Raw genomic sequence first — 15499 nt, 5'->3', positions numbered from 1 at the left:
TGCTCGCCGCCTGTGGTTTGGCCTGGCCTGCAGATATGGCCTAAAAAGTGATGTGGAAGCCTGCCCAAAGAGTGCAAGACCACTAGCTGCAGAAAATGAGCTATGCGGGGGACAGGACTTCCGCACGAGTTTACGAGTAAAAAAATTATGGCAAAGCTGAGGTTAAAAGTGCCAGGGACGTGGGCGGGCGAATGTGAAAAGAAAATGGGCCTTAATAACAAAGCGGAGATCGAGCTTACGATATCTTAAGGAATACCCCAGAGCTTGCAACTTGGAACTTAGGGGTTGACGCAAAATAAAATACACAAGTTTATATTGTAGAACGTGTCTATTATAATTATGGATGACAACTCAGATTATAAACCCTTTTTAAAAGCTATGTCCGGTGCTGATTCCGTCCAAGCTAGGCGATTTGCAGCTGCCAAAGCTCTTGAGATCGGTTGGGGTGGAGTCTCAAAAGTCTCTGATATGACAGGATTATCTCGAAAGACCATCGATAAGGGCGTTCAAGAGCTTGAGAATGAAGATGAATTGGAGCAGCCGGAGAGGCTCCGTAAGCCAGGTGGCGGGCGGAAGAAGGCCGAAAACAAGGACCCAACTCTTCTGAGCGACTTAGAAGATATCATGAAGGAAAGCACGGCAGGCGATCCCATGAGTCTTCTTAAATGGACATATAAATCAACCTATGCCATAGCCGAGGAGCTACAGTTAAAAGGGCATGATGTGAGCCACGATACAGTGAGACGCCTCTTGAAAAGAGATGGCTATTCACTTCAAGCCAATAAAAAAACATTAGAAGGTAAATCAGGTCCGGAGAGAGATAATCAGTTTCGCTATATTAATACGCAGGCAGCCAAATTCATAGACGAGGGTGATCCTGTAATTTCTGTAGACGCAAAGAAAAAAGAGAACATTGGCGATTTTAAGAACTCAGGCAGGACTTGGAGGCAAAAAGGCGACCCAGAACAGGTAAATGTGTATGATTTCCCATCTCTAGCAATTGGCTCAGCTATTCCTTATGGGATTTATGACCTAAAAAGAAATGATGGATTAGTTAATGTGGGTAAGAGCTATAACACTGCAGAGTTCGCCGTTGAAAGCATCCGACAATGGTGGAATATGATTGGAAAATACCATTATGCAGAGTGCAAAAAATTGCTCGTCTGTGCAGATGGCGGGGGAAGCAATGGTAGTCGAAACAGAAGCTGGAAATTCTTTTTGCAGGATTTGGCGGACGAAATTGGAATAGCAATAACTGTCTGTCATTTTCCGCCGGGAACAAGCAAATGGAATAAGATTGAGCATTGCATGTTCTCATTCATAAGCATGAATTGGCGAGGAAAGCCGTTGACCAGCTATGAAACGATTATCAAGCTAATCGGTTCAACCAAGACAAAGAAAGGACTTAGAATAGAGGCTCGCTTAGATGAAAGAGACTATGAAAAAGGAAAGAAGATCTTGGATGATAATATGGCACGACTAAAAATTATTTTTCATGAGTTATATCCTAATTGGAATTATTCGATTGAGCCGCGTACAAACTTGTTAAGATCAAGAGTTATTGGGTAAATTATTTATCGTCAACACCTTATTACCGATATTAAAAATTAACAAAAGATTGCTTTCGGCCTAGGTTACAAGTCTCCGGATCAGTCTGAAATGAAGATTGTCTTAAATACTGTTGCATAACTACCTGTCTACCATCAGGGGTTCAGTCCATTATGAGGATTTGTTCAATTCTAGAACATTCGTTACTTTTGGGTTTCGGTTATTTCTGCAGTAGGTTCTTTGGGATTCAGGCTTAGATATGTTTCTGCTATTCCTCTTAAAGTCTTGTATCCTTTTTCTGTGATCATATAATCCCCTCTTTCATTACGCTGCAGGATCATACCATAATCCAGCAATTTCTGCAAGTGAAAGAGCAAGTTGCCGCCCCGAAGCCCTGTGAGACTTGAAAGCGCTGAAAAAGTTTTTGTCTCGGATGAAAGTGCTTTCATAATCTGCATTCGCTGCTTATTGCTTAAAGGCTCAAGCATGTCCACAACCATGCGTTCGTCAGATAGCACGGATATGATTTCATTCAATTCACTTTTATCCCTATTTATATTAAGAGAATGCATAAGGTCTACCTGCTGATCAAGAATTCTTGTGGCTTCTGAGAAACAACTAACACATTGGTCTTTTTGAGCATTTTCTCTTAGTTCTTTCAATTTCGATCTGGTTTTTCTGATAGATTCCTCAGATACTTTACCTTCTCGTATCTGTTCTATGTTTTCTTTTAATAACTCGCTGAATATTGATTTACACGCCTCCCGCATATTGCAGTCCTTCACCATGTTTTTTTCTAATCCTTGCTCGATCTCATTTTTCTCGTAACCTACTATAACATTAGAGAAATTGCCTCTGCAGCTTTCGAGGATGGATTCAAGGTGTTGCTGGTTTGACCTTTCAGTAAACCTTCTTAAATCCTCATGCATTTTTGAAAGGGCGGATCGGATTGCGGCAAACTCGCTTTGCATGTCATCATCCATAAGAAGATCTGGGATACTCAATAGATAAAAAGGTTCCTATTTTATAATTCCTGGTCATTTTGGTATACTAGGTACATTGCTATGACGCTAAAATATATATTCATATACGTCCAAGAAGTATTGAAGGTGAAAACATGAGCATAAAAGACGAGATACATGCCCAGATCGAAGGTGCGCTTAAGGGTGCGAAGTTCCCTATAAACACGCCTGAAGAGCTTTTGGCAGCAATGCCACAGGGAGCGGCCACAAAGTGCAAGGCAGGAGATGTTGAGCTTACAGCTGGAGACGCCGGGAAAGTCCTAAAAGCAAGCGATTTCCCATTCAAGAGTGCCAAACAGGTCGCGGATGTTATAGTCCAGAGAGCAGGACTATAATTTATTTCTATTTATATCTAATGAGGGAATTAATATGGTAAATATGCCCAAAGATGTTAGAGAGACCCTCGAAAAGCAAAAGCCCATTCCTATAGCTACAGCAAATAAGGCCGGTGTGCCTAATGTTGTCTTCGTTGGGCTTGTGAGGATACTCGATGATGAGACTTTGATGCTAGTGGATAATTTTTTCAATAAGACCGCTGCAAATCTAGCGGAGAATCCAAAGGTCTCAATACTATGCTACAATCCTGAAACCAGCAAATCATTCCAGATCAAAGGAAGCGCAAAGATCCATAAAGACGGCCAGATTTATGATGATATGAGGACCTTTGTACATAGCATCAACGACAAGCTACCTGCAAAAGCCGCAGTTGTAGTAAAGATCGAGGAGATATTCAATGCCTTGTATGGCCCAGGTGCTGGGACTAAAATCGCCTAACTAATTTGTTAACAGTTGTGGTTCACAACTTTGAGCGATTGGCTGAGGAATATCGACCTTGTGTTTGGGGATTCAGAAATCTCCCCACTATTTTCCGTAAGCATAACCGAGCCCGTAAATTGAGGGTATATTATGTCAGAGCATACACTTGAAATTGCCAAAGCCCTGGTGAAAGTGAAGGACGGGAAGATCAAAGTACTTACAAAACCTCTGATCGGTCGTTGTCCATTGAGGAATGGTCTATACAATTGCGGAGAAGAAAGCCAAGAAACTGTCAAGCGGGTCTTGGAAACACACATTAGAGAGCTAGGGATGTATGGTCCAAACCGGGTACTAGAGATCAATCAAAAACCGGTGAGTTTTGGGGCTTCAGAAATTATAATGGATGCCATGACCGAGGGCCTTGTGGATGCTGCCGTAGTGGTATGTGAAGGTGCAGGAACGGTAGTAGTCACGAGACCCAAGGTGCTTCAGGCCGTGGGCGCTCATATGACCGGTCTAATAAGCACCGAGCCCATCAAAGAAATACAAGAGGGTTTGAAACATAAAGGTTGTTTACTCATTGATGAAAAATGCAAGATCGATCAAGTCGAAGGATATGAAAAAGCGATAGAGGCTTTTTTCAAGAAAATAGTTGTAACCGTAACTGGCCACAGAGCATTTGAAGCCAAGCGATTATGGGAAATGGGGCAGGCTTTTGGTGTGGAACCGATCATCTTTTCGGTCCATAATACCGGCATTAGTAATGAAGACGCCGAGATCTTGGCGGAATATTGCGATGTTGTATGGGCCTGTGCCTCAAAGTCAGTTAGGGAAATAGTAGGAAAGAGATCGAAGATCCAAATTGGAATCTCTATTCCTGTCTTTGGGATCACTCCGATGGGAAAGCGTCTAATACTGAATCGCGCGCTATGCTTTGATGAAGGTCTTATTATTCATCGCAAAAGCTTGCCGTTTGCGCCCATTGAAAAGCAGCCCGAACCCCTGATGTAGCGAGGGATAAATTAAGCATTCAGTGACATCCCATTCCGGTCATCATTTGCAGGACTGCAGCTCTGCTGAATGCTGCGATCAACTCTGCTATGGGTGGCTCAATTAGCGGCTCAACCAATTTGCCATTTTTTATTAGTCCTGCCTTGATTGCGAATTCAAATACGTAAGGGTAACACATTCGGGTGGTAGCTGTTTCTCCTTTGGCTTCGATGAAGCATGTCGTTTCTGAATTCCTGGGTGTCCCGCCTAGAGCAATAGCCTCTGAGCAGTGTTCATGAAGAAATCTTAAAGATTCAGTGAAGCTTTCGGCATTCATTACTTCTTTCTCATTCAACCCAACTACTTTGTACATAATAAACCTCTTTGGTTGCACTTGGTTAGTTTTAAATAGACGACGCGGCCAGCCTATGCTCATTGTTGAAACAGGAGCCAAAGACAGCTGCAATGAATACAGCCTCTTTAGCTTCCGTTTCGGTTAAGCGTCTCTTCCTTTGCCGTTTCAGGATTATTCTAAAATGCCTTCTTCCTGAAGTACCTCGACTACTTGCATCAATTGTCCTTCGCTCAGTCTCAGTTTGGAATATACATCAGGGCGTGCGAACTCACCTCCGGTTTCTTCGATGAAGGAGATGACCCTTTGCTTATCATCATCAGTGACTTCTCCCAACTTCCAGCCTTCAGTAATCTTCTTGTCATCAACAGGTCTCACAACCCCTTCTAAGACCGGATGATCGACCCTGAGCAGAAATTCTTTGAGGGAAGTAACATCTCTAGCATCCTCTTCAGTGGCGATCTTGTTATACATCTCCTCTGGGATTCCTGCCTTTACTCTCTCCTTGAGGTTCTTGGACATCCATACGATCCTTCTCCAGCCGCCGTCTGCTTGCAAGAACTTAGAGGAAAAGTAATACAGAATACCTATCCCCAGGAATCCTACGACCTGCTTGCCACCGCCTGTCTGGCCAGCCATAGTCGAGAAAGGCAATCCGTTGGGAGCTGAACCCTTGAAATCTCGATCCGCTAATCCTATGCCGTCGACCTCAGGTATGTAGAAACCTATGGTCTCGAAGCAACCGCAGGAGGTATGAGGTGCGTCGAAGAAGGTATACAGCTTCATGGTGGTGTACTCGCCGCCGGATCTCTTGGCAGCCGCTTCGTTGATGCTTTCATACTCACCAGCAATTGCATCCTTAAGCCCTGTCTTGGGTATGGGAAATTGGGGTCCCTCTGGATCTACCTTGGCCGCAGCGCGTCCATCGAACCAGGTAATAGCGCCACATAGGGATGGCCTATCAGGAGTTACTACACATGAGCTTGTTGGGGCAAATGCTTGGCAGAGGGTGCATCCATAGAAGACATCAACATCCTCATCGTGCAGTCCCTTGGCACGTTCGTCACGAGCCTTGTAGACGACCATGGCATTGGCAAGCTCCTCTTTCACCTTCGCCGGATCGGTAACCACCGTGACTTCCATTTTCTCTATGAAGGGCATCTCAGCCTTGTATAGATCGATGACCGGTTTGAATATCTGTTCCCATGAGGTCACACCCTTCTTTTGTAAGCTTTTGCCCAGTCTCATCCAGATATCATACCTTTGATTCAAGTGCATTAAGCCACTGATATAAGAAAGAAGGGAATGATTGCGCCTCTCGATGATCGATTCCAGATCCTTCTCAACCTTCTCACCACCAACCTTGAAGATCATTCCGAAGGGTATAGTTGAACCCTCTTTGATCTCTTTGAGATCGGGGCCAATTACATTCACCGTTCCATCCTGGATTTGATCCATACGTGTTGCTAGGCTTAACTCAAATCCATCTGCTTTCGGGCCGCCCATCTCTACCCATAGTTCTTCTTTCCTAATGCGTTCCCCTTCATACATGGGGGAAATATCCAACTTAACTTCTGCGGTCATTATCTCTTACCTCTTTAGGATCTTCACACGAACTTCGCTGGCCTTTATTACTCGCGCTTTATTTCTCGCGCACAATTCTTTTGCATTTGACTATTTGTCTTGGTTATAGATATATATTTTAGCGTCATCAAAGTATACTAATTTAGTTTTGTACATATTCCTGACCTTGAACTTTAGAGAGAAAACCATATAATACCTTAAAGGAATATGTTATATCGATTTGGAAATTCCGACTTTTTCGGAAATCTAATTGCGGATAAACGGATCTTAAAGAAACACAGGAAGCAGACTCCCAGGCCGAAAGAGGCCACGAAGGTGCTCTAAGTTTCACCAGGAAAAGAATGCATAGAAGAGACAATCTCGGAGGAGGAATTTATGGCATTTAAAACGCCCCAATCACTTAAAGCGGAACATGATGAGCTTCACGCCCAGCTTGCCAAAGCCATAGGGACCGGTGGAGCTACGGGTGAAGCAGCGAAGACGGTAGCAAAGGCACTTCACCCTCATTTCTTGAAAGAGGAAGAGTATGCCTTGCCACCGTTAGGGTTGTTGCCAATTCTTGCGGAGGGCAAGATTTTGCCAGAAGTGGAGGTGGCTGTGGCGATGACAGATCGTCTTAAGGCGGACTTAAGCCACATGCTTCTGGAGCATAAGCAGGTCGTAATAGACCTCAAGGCATTGACTGAAGCCGCGAATTTAGAGGGAAGAGAAGACGTCACGCACTTTGCTAAAAAGCTAATGCTGCATGCCCGGACTGAAGAAGAGGTTCTCTACCCTGCTTCGATTTTAATTGGTGAATACCTAAAGCTGAAGCTCTCGCAAAAAACTGGCAGATGATCATCGTGGCAGAAGCCATTGCGAATGGAGCCATGACCATAGAGGGCATTGAAGTGTTGCTGAAGGACGCCTCCAACGCTTTGCCAAAGGATGTATTAGATGCTGGTGCCATCGTTCTCAACGGCTCAACTACATGCTGATCAAGGCCATGGACCCATTCCTGAAAGAGCTGGCGAAGCTCGATTTAAATGGGAAAGTAGGAGTGGCCTTCGGCTCTTACGGATGGAGCGGCGAAGGCGTGCCTACCCTCATTGCCAGCATGAAATCTTTCGGCATGTTGGTGATTGATCCTGGAACCACGGGCGTACAAGTTCCCACCAAGGAAGACATCGAGAAGTGCTTCCGGCAGGGAAGAACGATAGTGCCAGGTTGGTAAGTTGGAGTCCATATTGAGTCATCACTTTTTGGCAATTGACCTGGTAGTCTCCGGGTTTATTGCCAGGAAGTTGAAGGCCAGCCGAGGCTTACACATCACTCAGGTTAGTGGACGACTGGATGGCTATATAAGATCAACTGGAAGAAATGCTCACAAGATTCGCAACAGCTAATGAGGTGAAATCAAGAATGACAGAAAATAGCACACCTAAGGTAGAGCAGCTCAAGGATTTGATAAATTACCAAGACGGCTCCGCTGTGAGCCGAGAGGTAATTCGCAAGAGTACAGGAACTGTAACTCTCTTCGCCTTTGACAAAGGCCAAGGGCTAAGTGAGCATACGGCACCATTTGAAGCACTTGTGCACATCCTGGATGGAGAAGCAGAGGTGGCGATCTCTGGGAAAAAATATCATTTGGAGCAAGGTCAAATGGTGATCCTACCAGCTAATGAGACTCATGCTCTCAAAGCTTTGAGTAAATTCAAGATGCTTTTGGTTATGATTAGGTCTTAGAAATTGCCCCATAGGACGAATGACACCGTCCCATTCTTTTTTGCTCCAGCCACTGCGAAATGCTCGTCAATTCCGAGCAAGGATGCTTTGGTATAGATTTGAAACCCTAATGCTATTCAATCTGACTTTCTTGTTCAATTTAACACTAACCACTGGCTTTTGCGTTTGTCTGCTTTCGGGAGAACTTTTATTAGATACTACTCAGATTTTCTTAAACTGTTCTTTGCACATACCGCACACCGGACAGATCCAGTCCTCGGGTTGATCCTCGAAGCCAATTTCAGGAGCGATTCAGGAGGAGGAATCTCCTTTTTCCGGGTCGCAGATCAAGCAAACATATTTATTCATTTTTCATTCACCTCCATAAATCCTTTTCTCCATTCTAAATGAAGTTTTCTAGCAGAACAGATATCCTATTGCCCCTGTTTAAAGCATTCGCAGGGATCCAAATCAAGTTTTTTTTAAGGTTTTAACCGTGACAAGACTTATTGGTGGCCTTAACTTAACCTGATAGGGCAGATGCAAACCACAGACCGGAATGGGGAAAACTTGTTTCTGGGTGATCTCAATAAACTCTCTTTGAGAAAGATCTTGATCTTGGGCACGTTGTGCAATGAAAAAGGACATCGATTCACGAGCGAATCATATGATGATGCTGGCAACCTAAGGATAGAAAGGACGGGATTGTCTCCAAATGATAACAGCAAAGCTAACCAGCTAAACACATACAAAAAGTTATATGTACTTCAAGCGTTATTTTTGCTTGTTTCCGACGCAAAATTCTCAAAGTTTTTAAGGCAGGAAATACCAATGGGGTCGATATACCTGTCGCCAACCTTCTCGATTATCACAGCCTTTTCTAAGAAAGTAGGTGCACATTTCAGTCACCTATATAGGATGGCCTAAAGAGGTCGTCCCCGGTACGCCTCATAGGCGGAGCGCGCCGCGGCTATGCAGGCGTCTGCGGCCTCCCGATACATTCCCAGCGCCTGCTCCGTGAGCTCCGGACCTGCAAGTTCGGGGCTGCCGACCTTGAACGGCGGATGCGGATCATACTCGATGCCGAGCTCGATCACCTTTGCAATCTCCTCTCCCCGTAGCGCGGCGAGCGCAATGAGCGCTGCCTCGAAGGAGCCTGTTGCTGGCCCTGCGGTATAGAACTTGCCGTCGACAACGACTTGGCCACCGGGGACGGGTATTGCTCCTAGATCCTCAAGGGCATCAACAAAGGCCATGCTTGCCGTAGCGCGTCGGCCTTCCAGGAGGGCCGCAGCCCCTAGCATCAATGAACCGCCGCAGCTTCCTATCACGGCCGAAGCACTCTTGGACTTTTGCTGGAAGAAGGCGATAACTTCTGGATCGGCAATCACGTCTGGTGGGATTAAACCCACTGCCAACACGTCAATGTCGGGGCATTCTTCAAAAGTGATCGTCGCCATCGTTGGCCAGCGTGGAGAGGCATCGATGGGATCGAGCGTTTTCCAGACGAGGTGGATCTCTGTGTTGGGAGAACAGCCGAAAACCGTCTGTACACCCACCACGTCTCCTAGAAAGTAGCCGGGGCAAACAAAGATTCCGACCTTTAGTGTTTGATCGAGAGGTTTCAGCAATGTCATCACCTTTGGTTGGAAATAATTCGTATGCCACATATTTAAGGATTCTTATTTACTTGATCAGGTTTAATTGCAGTCGGACTATAGACATCACCGTATTCTTTCAAATCGTTGGCAGCGACGTTTTTATCGTATGTGTTTAACTCCTCCAGAATCACCTGCTTGATCCTATTATGGTCGATAAAGGGATGTCATCCAAAAACCTGCGCAAGATAGAAAAACATATCCTTAGCCGAAGTTACTTGGAGTTAGCTCTCTGGAACTAACCATATGAGACATCACGAAAGGGGTTTAATGATACTGATTTAGGTGAGCTGAACACATACAAAATTAACATTAATCTAGGTATGTCACAGCTCTTGTCCAACAATGCTTTCAGCCACGAAATGCAGTAAGACTGCAATATCCTCTGTGGTGATGACCTCGGCCAGTCCCCTATCGAACAATATGGTCATTTCAGGTGGGAGTTCTTCATCACCGTACCAAAAAATTATTCTGACGCGAACCTCCGGAAAAGTAACCAGCTCCACAGAGAGATCGCCTCCTTCCACAAGCTGGCCTCCAAGACGCTCCGTCAAATCCTTGAACAGGCCATCAGGATCTCTTTTGAGGCTTTCCACTAGCGGCCTGAGAGTGCGGTCCTGAAAGGCTGGATAAAAGCTTTGTCCACCCCAGACTTCTTTGAACGAAATCCATTCTCCTTTCTGTTTATAGCCGTGCTTTAGGATGCCGATGAGGTAGTGAAGGATAAGTATAGACATACCTTCGTTTGCGACAGCGCCGGACGATTTCAACTGGACGACCCTGTCGATTACCCTTACCTCATAAATATCCATTTGGAGCTGGACGATGTATTTTGGAGTCGAAGCTAGCGCTACAATCTCATTCCATGCCCTGTCGAGTGCGATCTCGTATGCCATGGTCTCATGTCTCCTTCTTGCCCATTAAAACTTTGCAGAAAGAAAAACTAGGTGGACTCATTACTAAGCAGAATCGCAAGTACATAACGAAGGAAGTCGGCAAGCTCCTATCAGATATCTGGCGGATCAAGGAGCTGGAGCAGCAGGAGTTCGGCTCGCATCACCCGATCACCAGGAAGCTGGGCAGCATGCGGATGCTCAGAGGTTGTTTCAGGAGATGTCTGATGCCTGGAATCGATCGCATAAGGAGATTCAAGATGCTGGGTCCCATTTAACCTTCCGGGTTCTGGATAATCCCCGCCTTGCCCTGACCTACGTCCAAGAAAATGCACGCTTAGATTTTCGTTCTCTCGTCAGTATTGGTTAAATATTCATTAACTTCACCTTGAAGATCTGCATTCATGATAACATCAAGAATCGCAAACGATAAAAAGGTTCTTATTTTGTATCTCAGAGTTAATCTTGTACATTAAATTACACCTTGTATACTATTATAACGCTAAAGTATATATTGATAACGCACTCATTATTGTCTGGTGAGAAAAATGCCGACATGGAAGTACACGGACAAAAACATGTCCAAAGAAAAGGCAGAGGAATCGTTGAAAGCAATCAAGAGTGCCTGTTTCGGATGCGACACCCACAATGCGGACTGCTCAATCGCAAAGGCAGCCGAAGAAGTATCTGATATGCTCAGGTGTGAGACGATGCAGACACAACCTGCCAGGTAGGAGATCACACTTGGCCTCAGAAAAAGCCGCTTTGGAGGCTGGCCTCATCTCCACCAGACCATGAATAACCTACCTGGCCAGGTTGTCTTTTTTTAAGCCAAAATGGCCGCATTTTATTTTATTACATCGGGAGCGCGGAGGGTCACGAATACCCCGACCTTCAGGTTGGGGATGAAGTGAACCCTCGCCCGGTTTTCATATTTTCTTAAATTTGATTAACAAGGACTCTCTGGGAACCGTAAACAGAGTTACTATAATTCTGACCAAAGGTATCTGGTCAACGAAAGCTCGACGGTTTCAGGATTCCATAAAACCGGGCGTGAGGGCGCGCGGCCCGAAGCATACCCCGTCCTTTAGGGCGGGGTGGCCGCGCGCAGTTTGATTTTATAAATATCTTTCTGGCTTCGTCATCCGTCGATGTTACGCGTCAGATTGTGAATGTTCTTCTTCCTTTCACGGATAGAGAAAAACCACGATCGGCTGATTGTGACCGGATTGCACCCGAATGTGTAGGAACGGGTAGTTAGGCAGAAGCAGATTTTGGCCAATTTGAAAGGGAGGAACGAGGTAGTACATACAACCTGCATCACCGAAGTTCTGATACTTTTTTGGAAACTGCAAAAAGTGTCACAGAACTGAATCAGAATAGCTGAGCGGAGGCAGCGGCCTAGCCAGTCTTCAAGCCCCGTACCATTATGTCCAATGACCCAAAACCGTTTATGTAAGCCTGAAACCTTCAACCATTAGAGTGATATGGTCTCGACTACTTCATATAGGTGATAATCAGCTTTCTCGATTACACTTTTTGTTAATTTCAAGGCATCTCTTATAGTTTCAAACCACGCCAAACCATCGTCTGAATTTCTCCACCTGATGAAATATACAACCTGAGTGCCATCCAGACTCTTATAAACTGTGGAAGATATAAATCCAGGACGTTTTTTCGCAATTTGGTTCAAGATGTCCCGGACATTATCAATTATGTGTTGCTGATACCCAGGCTTCACAATAATAACATTGATGAGATCAACCGTTTTTTCATTATTTGAAATGTCAATCATGAATTCGCCTCATAATTTGACCAGATTCGTGGAGTGTGTCCGAAACCTCAGCTCCGCCTAATATATTTTGGATATCTCAATGATTTAAACTTTGTGCAGATAACCTCACCAATATTGCAGGACCTTGCTGTAACCCTTTAGGCTATCTTCCCAGAAATCAGCGTTGAAGGATCTAGCGTAGGATAATCGCCGGAGGTATTCCTCAGAATCGAGGTAATTTTGGCATCCAAAGGGTGGGATCGAGCCGGTGAGATGAGCTTTGGACCGCCTGCCCCGACCCTGCGGATGGGTCCGGGAATATAAGAACTATGACAGAACAGGCAATTATGGAGAATCTCCATCAGCAAATCGAAAATCTCTGGTATCTGTATCTTCGAGACTACAATACGACATTATCCTACGTTGATCCTCGGGGATTCCTATGGGATTCCATGGAGATTACGAGGGCAGTTCTAAAGGGCTTATGTGTGGGTTAATGTGAAGGATAAACCAATTGTGAGGATCTTAATCTAGAAGAATTGACATATCTTGATGGCTAAAACGATATGCCTCGCCACAAACAAATCTGATACAAAAATAGATAGTAACACTATTAGCTATAAGGAGATGCTTTCAAAACAGGTTGATGGGCCTATCACGAGGCCTATCATGAGAAGTGCCAGGTCGGTGCTCAGATCAAAGTAAAATGTCTATATTCTATCTTTCGTTGCGTCCTAATTAGAATCCTCAATCGCCGCCCCAGCTGGTCGAGATCGTCACTTCTGCGTCGACAGGCACAGGATCAAGAATCTTGTTGCCCACCTTTTTCATGACATCCTTCAAAATCTGTGCCATCTCCTGGGCCCGAATCTCCGGCCCCTCCAGGAGAAGCTCGTCATGAATGGAGCCGATCATCCTTATCTCCTCGTGCCCTCCCGATGAAAGGATCTCATAAAGCTCCACCATAACCGACTTTATGAGATCCGCTCCCGTTCCTTGAGATGGAGAGTTAAATAGCTCAGTCTCCTTGGCCAGCGTGTTCTGCTTGAACCATCCCCAAACCCTCTTCCTGCCCAATATGGTCGTAGAGCATATCAATGGGCGGCTGAAATAGCCGTGCTCGACATCATGGAAGTAGTGCTTCTTGGGCCGATACTTGGAGATCTTCTGGCCGTCATGCCAGATCTTCACGCCCCGATAAGTGGAAAAGAAGGTCTGGCGAATGCGTTCAGCGTCCTCCAGCGTCATATTCACGCCGTACTCCTCTTTAGCAGCAGCCTGAAACCGGCTGGCTGAAGCTCCATAGATGAGCCCGAAGTTGGCGCTCTTCGCTGCCTGCCTCTGCTCCTTTGTAACCTGTTCCAGAGGCACTCCTGCCAGCTTGCTGGCTGTGAGCTTATGAAGATCCTGGCCAGCTTTGAAAGCCTCGATCATGGTCTTGTCGCCAGAGAGCTTGGCCATTATGCGAAGTTCGATACCTGAAAAATCGGCTTTCACAATCATCCTGCCAGGCGTGGCCTTGAACAGTCTCCTCATGGCCAACCCGTCCTCGCCCCTCTTGGGAATCTGCTGGGCATTGGGCTTTCGGCTGCTGAACCTGCCAGAAACAGTGGCCATCTGGAAGTACTGAGCATGAAGCCTGCCGTCTACAGGTGAGGTCCGAATAAGCCAGTCCTCCAGAAACTTCTTTTGACGAGATACACGTCGATATCTCAGAAGTTTGTTCGCCCAGGGGCATCCCAGGGCCTTCAGATCCTCTTCCCTAGTGGAGACTGCCTTATAGCCAAGGAAATTCAGATACCCAAGCACATCCATCCGGCTGCCAGGATTTATGAGGTCACTGTGTTTCTTGCCCTTCTTCGGTCTGGGCTTGAATCCGTTCCTCATAGCCTCGTCCTGCAGTTCATGAAGCACCTCTTTCGACTGGGCAGTCTTGGAATCCAGCAAGGCCAGAGTTGCCTTGCCCTCAATGGGCAGACCGGACAGCTCTATCTCCACCACAGGTGCCAGAGTCTTGAACTCCAGCTCTGCCACTTCCTCCAGCCTGTTCATCCGAAGAAGCTCGCTTAAGATCTCGTACAGGGGCAGCAGGACCTCTGCGTCTTTGGCAGCATACTCCACCTGCTCCCTGGAAAGGTGCTTTGAGCCCCAATCGGACGTCTGGCAGGATTTGTCGAGCTCCAGGCCCAGGTGCCTCTTTGACAGGGCCTTGAGACTGTGATCTGTGCGGCTGCGCTTCCAGGGAAACTTGACGGCCTTGGGCGCTGGGATCAGTACGTAGTAGCCGCTCCAGCAGACCTGGGAGGCCAGCATGGTGCAGAAGATGCTCTTCGGCCTCAGCCTTCTGGCCTGGCTGGCCTGGATCATAGACAGCTCGAACTTGGCGTTATGAATCACCTTCTTCACTTGGCCATCCTCCATCAGATCCGCCAGGTCATTCATGATCGAGGGCCCAAGCGACAGAATATCCGCCACAAACACCTTTCCCTTGATGGCCAGCTGGATCAGGCGCACCCGATCCACTAGCGGATCAAGACCTGTAGTCTCCAGATCCAGGCCGCAGAGGCCCAAATCACGGACTTCCTTGAGTGCAGCAGCCCAGCCTATCATATCTTTGATCATGATGATTTCAGATTCGGCTTCTTCTACTGCAACGGCCTGAATTTTGGACTCGTGGAAGGCTGGCATCATCTGAGATGCAGGCTCAGGAGCATCTGTTCTTGATTTCGCTTCAGATGATGATGGCGTATAGAGCAGTCTCATTTGAATAACCTCCTACAATTTTTGTCTTGTAATTGTACTGTCTGTCCTGTTCCATAATTAATAGACAGGACAAGAATAAAATTATCAATAGAAGCTTTGTCCTGTCTGTCCTGCTTGTCCTGTAAGTTCTCCATAGTGTCTTCTATATTGAGCCGGACGGACCTAACACATCGCTCCTCTTTCGTATAACACCTGGCTATGGTAGGTAGAAATGACAGGACGGACAGGACACGTAGGACATGATGTCTATTGCTATTTTTATTTCTGTCCTGTCCAGATAACTCTGTCCTGTCGGCAGCAGGACTGGATCGAAATGAAGGCATCTAATCAGCCTCCAGAAGATCGGCTCGGACGGGCACGACCCAGGCCTTCTCATCTCCAAACCTCTTCTGGATAGAGATTCCGTTCTCTTTGCTTCCGGCAAAGAAATCCATCTGTCCGATATGCTTTATCAG

15 protein-coding genes and 2 pseudogenes are annotated in these 15499 nt (G+C 46.1%); 9 read left to right on the top strand and 8 right to left on the bottom strand.

What is annotated here, in order from left to right:
* Positions 1 to 339 precede the first annotated feature (339 nt).
* Positions 340 to 1569, top strand: a complete 1230-nt coding sequence (locus GX441_11700; protein NLI99305.1) for an ISAzo13 family transposase — start codon at positions 340 to 342, stop codon at positions 1567 to 1569.
* A 182-nt stretch (positions 1570 to 1751) separates the two neighbouring features.
* Here the strand turns inward: GX441_11700 and GX441_11695 are convergent, their stop codons facing one another.
* A complete protein-coding gene (locus GX441_11695; GenBank protein ID NLI99304.1) occupies positions 1752 to 2531 on the bottom strand; it encodes a winged helix-turn-helix transcriptional regulator in 780 nt (259 codons plus the stop codon).
* 134 nt (positions 2532 to 2665) lie between these two features.
* Between GX441_11695 and GX441_11690 the strand changes: the two genes are divergently transcribed.
* From GX441_11690 to GX441_11680, 3 genes are all read left to right on the top strand, one after another.
* Complete coding sequence (locus GX441_11690; GenBank protein ID NLI99303.1) at positions 2666 to 2905, top strand: hypothetical protein; 240 nt, start codon at positions 2666 to 2668, stop codon at positions 2903 to 2905.
* Positions 2906 to 2939: 34 nt separating this feature from the next.
* The gene (locus GX441_11685; GenBank protein ID NLI99302.1) at positions 2940 to 3344 is read left to right on the top strand and encodes a pyridoxamine 5'-phosphate oxidase; all 405 of its coding nucleotides are present in this window, start codon (positions 2940 to 2942) and stop codon (positions 3342 to 3344) included.
* A gap of 132 nt (positions 3345 to 3476) precedes the next feature.
* Complete coding sequence (locus tag GX441_11680) at positions 3477 to 4337, top strand: DUF2099 family protein (GenBank protein NLI99301.1); 861 nt, start codon at positions 3477 to 3479, stop codon at positions 4335 to 4337.
* 19 nt (positions 4338 to 4356) lie between these two features.
* Here GX441_11680 and GX441_11675 read toward each other — a convergent pair whose 3' ends face one another.
* Together GX441_11675 and cdhC are read right to left on the bottom strand one after the other, a co-directional pair.
* Positions 4357 to 4689, bottom strand: a complete 333-nt coding sequence (locus GX441_11675) for a hypothetical protein (protein ID NLI99300.1) — start codon at positions 4687 to 4689, stop codon at positions 4357 to 4359.
* Positions 4690 to 4842: 153 nt separating this feature from the next.
* Entirely contained in the window at positions 4843 to 6252 is a 1410-nt protein-coding gene (gene cdhC, locus GX441_11670; GenBank protein NLI99299.1) for a CO dehydrogenase/CO-methylating acetyl-CoA synthase complex subunit beta, read from the bottom strand.
* A 375-nt stretch (positions 6253 to 6627) separates the two neighbouring features.
* On the opposite strand from cdhC, the gene GX441_11665 reads away from it, so the two are divergent.
* From GX441_11665 to GX441_11655, 3 genes and pseudogenes are all read left to right on the top strand, one after another.
* Positions 6628 to 7089 (top strand): hypothetical protein, encoded by a 462-nt coding sequence (locus tag GX441_11665; GenBank protein ID NLI99298.1) that lies wholly within the window; start codon positions 6628 to 6630, stop codon positions 7087 to 7089.
* Positions 7086 to 7465: pseudogene (locus GX441_11660) on the top strand (FprA family A-type flavoprotein). The gene GX441_11665 and the pseudogene GX441_11660 overlap by 4 nt, the downstream one beginning before the upstream one ends.
* Before the next feature lie 188 nt (positions 7466 to 7653).
* Complete coding sequence (locus GX441_11655; protein ID NLI99297.1) at positions 7654 to 7977, top strand: cupin domain-containing protein; 324 nt, start codon at positions 7654 to 7656, stop codon at positions 7975 to 7977.
* Positions 7978 to 8178: 201 nt separating this feature from the next.
* On the opposite strand, the pseudogene GX441_11650 reads toward GX441_11655, so the two are convergent.
* The 3 genes and pseudogenes from GX441_11650 to GX441_11640 all read right to left on the bottom strand — a co-directional run bounded on the left by GX441_11650 (position 8179) and on the right by GX441_11640 (position 10510).
* Positions 8179 to 8325, bottom strand: a pseudogene (locus GX441_11650) (rubredoxin).
* A gap of 554 nt (positions 8326 to 8879) precedes the next feature.
* Positions 8880 to 9593, bottom strand: a complete 714-nt coding sequence (locus tag GX441_11645; GenBank protein ID NLI99296.1) for a DJ-1/PfpI family protein — start codon at positions 9591 to 9593, stop codon at positions 8880 to 8882.
* 347 nt (positions 9594 to 9940) lie between these two features.
* Complete coding sequence (locus GX441_11640) at positions 9941 to 10510, bottom strand: DUF3786 domain-containing protein (protein ID NLI99295.1); 570 nt, start codon at positions 10508 to 10510, stop codon at positions 9941 to 9943.
* A gap of 32 nt (positions 10511 to 10542) precedes the next feature.
* Between GX441_11640 and GX441_11635 the strand changes: the two genes are divergently transcribed.
* Both GX441_11635 and GX441_11630 read left to right on the top strand, forming a co-directional pair.
* On the top strand, positions 10543 to 10785 hold the full coding sequence (locus tag GX441_11635) for a hypothetical protein (protein NLI99294.1): 243 nt from the start codon (positions 10543 to 10545) through the stop codon (positions 10783 to 10785).
* A 270-nt stretch (positions 10786 to 11055) separates the two neighbouring features.
* Entirely contained in the window at positions 11056 to 11241 is a 186-nt protein-coding gene (locus GX441_11630) for a hypothetical protein (GenBank protein NLI99293.1), read from the top strand.
* 743 nt (positions 11242 to 11984) lie between these two features.
* Here GX441_11630 and GX441_11625 read toward each other — a convergent pair.
* Together GX441_11625 and GX441_11620 are read right to left on the bottom strand one after the other, a co-directional pair.
* Positions 11985 to 12302, bottom strand: a complete 318-nt coding sequence (locus tag GX441_11625) for an antibiotic biosynthesis monooxygenase (protein NLI99292.1) — start codon at positions 12300 to 12302, stop codon at positions 11985 to 11987.
* A 726-nt stretch (positions 12303 to 13028) separates the two neighbouring features.
* Positions 13029 to 15044, bottom strand: a complete 2016-nt coding sequence (locus GX441_11620) for a hypothetical protein (GenBank protein NLI99291.1) — start codon at positions 15042 to 15044, stop codon at positions 13029 to 13031.
* Positions 15045 to 15499: the final 455 nt, after the last annotated feature.

It is taken from the genome of bacterium, from assembly GCA_012517375.1.
Taxonomy (GTDB): Bacteria; Hydrothermota; Tepidihabitantia; order B3-TA06; family B3-TA06; genus JAAYVC01.
The sequence above is the reverse complement of the archived record's forward strand: the minus strand, read 5'-3'. Positions and strand labels throughout refer to the sequence as shown.

Excerpts from the sequence above, each read along its gene's own strand:
- GX441_11700 (NLI99305.1), top strand. The coding sequence starts at position 340 with ATGGATGACAACTCAGATTATAAACCCTTTTTAAAAGCTATGTCCGGT.
- GX441_11695 (NLI99304.1), bottom strand. The coding sequence starts at position 2,531 with ATGGATGATGACATGCAAAGCGAGTTTGCCGCAATCCGATCCGCCCTT.
- GX441_11690 (NLI99303.1), top strand. The coding sequence starts at position 2,666 with ATGAGCATAAAAGACGAGATACATGCCCAGATCGAAGGTGCGCTTAAG.
- GX441_11685 (NLI99302.1), top strand. The coding sequence starts at position 2,940 with ATGGTAAATATGCCCAAAGATGTTAGAGAGACCCTCGAAAAGCAAAAG.
- GX441_11680 (NLI99301.1), top strand. The coding sequence starts at position 3,477 with ATGTCAGAGCATACACTTGAAATTGCCAAAGCCCTGGTGAAAGTGAAG.
- GX441_11675 (NLI99300.1), bottom strand. The coding sequence starts at position 4,689 with ATGTACAAAGTAGTTGGGTTGAATGAGAAAGAAGTAATGAATGCCGAA.
- cdhC (NLI99299.1), bottom strand. The coding sequence starts at position 6,252 with ATGACCGCAGAAGTTAAGTTGGATATTTCCCCCATGTATGAAGGGGAA.
- GX441_11665 (NLI99298.1), top strand. The coding sequence starts at position 6,628 with ATGGCATTTAAAACGCCCCAATCACTTAAAGCGGAACATGATGAGCTT.
- GX441_11655 (NLI99297.1), top strand. The coding sequence starts at position 7,654 with ATGACAGAAAATAGCACACCTAAGGTAGAGCAGCTCAAGGATTTGATA.
- GX441_11645 (NLI99296.1), bottom strand. The coding sequence starts at position 9,593 with ATGACATTGCTGAAACCTCTCGATCAAACACTAAAGGTCGGAATCTTT.
- GX441_11640 (NLI99295.1), bottom strand. The coding sequence starts at position 10,510 with ATGGCATACGAGATCGCACTCGACAGGGCATGGAATGAGATTGTAGCG.
- GX441_11630 (NLI99293.1), top strand. The coding sequence starts at position 11,056 with ATGCCGACATGGAAGTACACGGACAAAAACATGTCCAAAGAAAAGGCA.
- GX441_11625 (NLI99292.1), bottom strand. The coding sequence starts at position 12,302 with ATGATTGACATTTCAAATAATGAAAAAACGGTTGATCTCATCAATGTT.
- GX441_11620 (NLI99291.1), bottom strand. The coding sequence starts at position 15,044 with ATGAGACTGCTCTATACGCCATCATCATCTGAAGCGAAATCAAGAACA.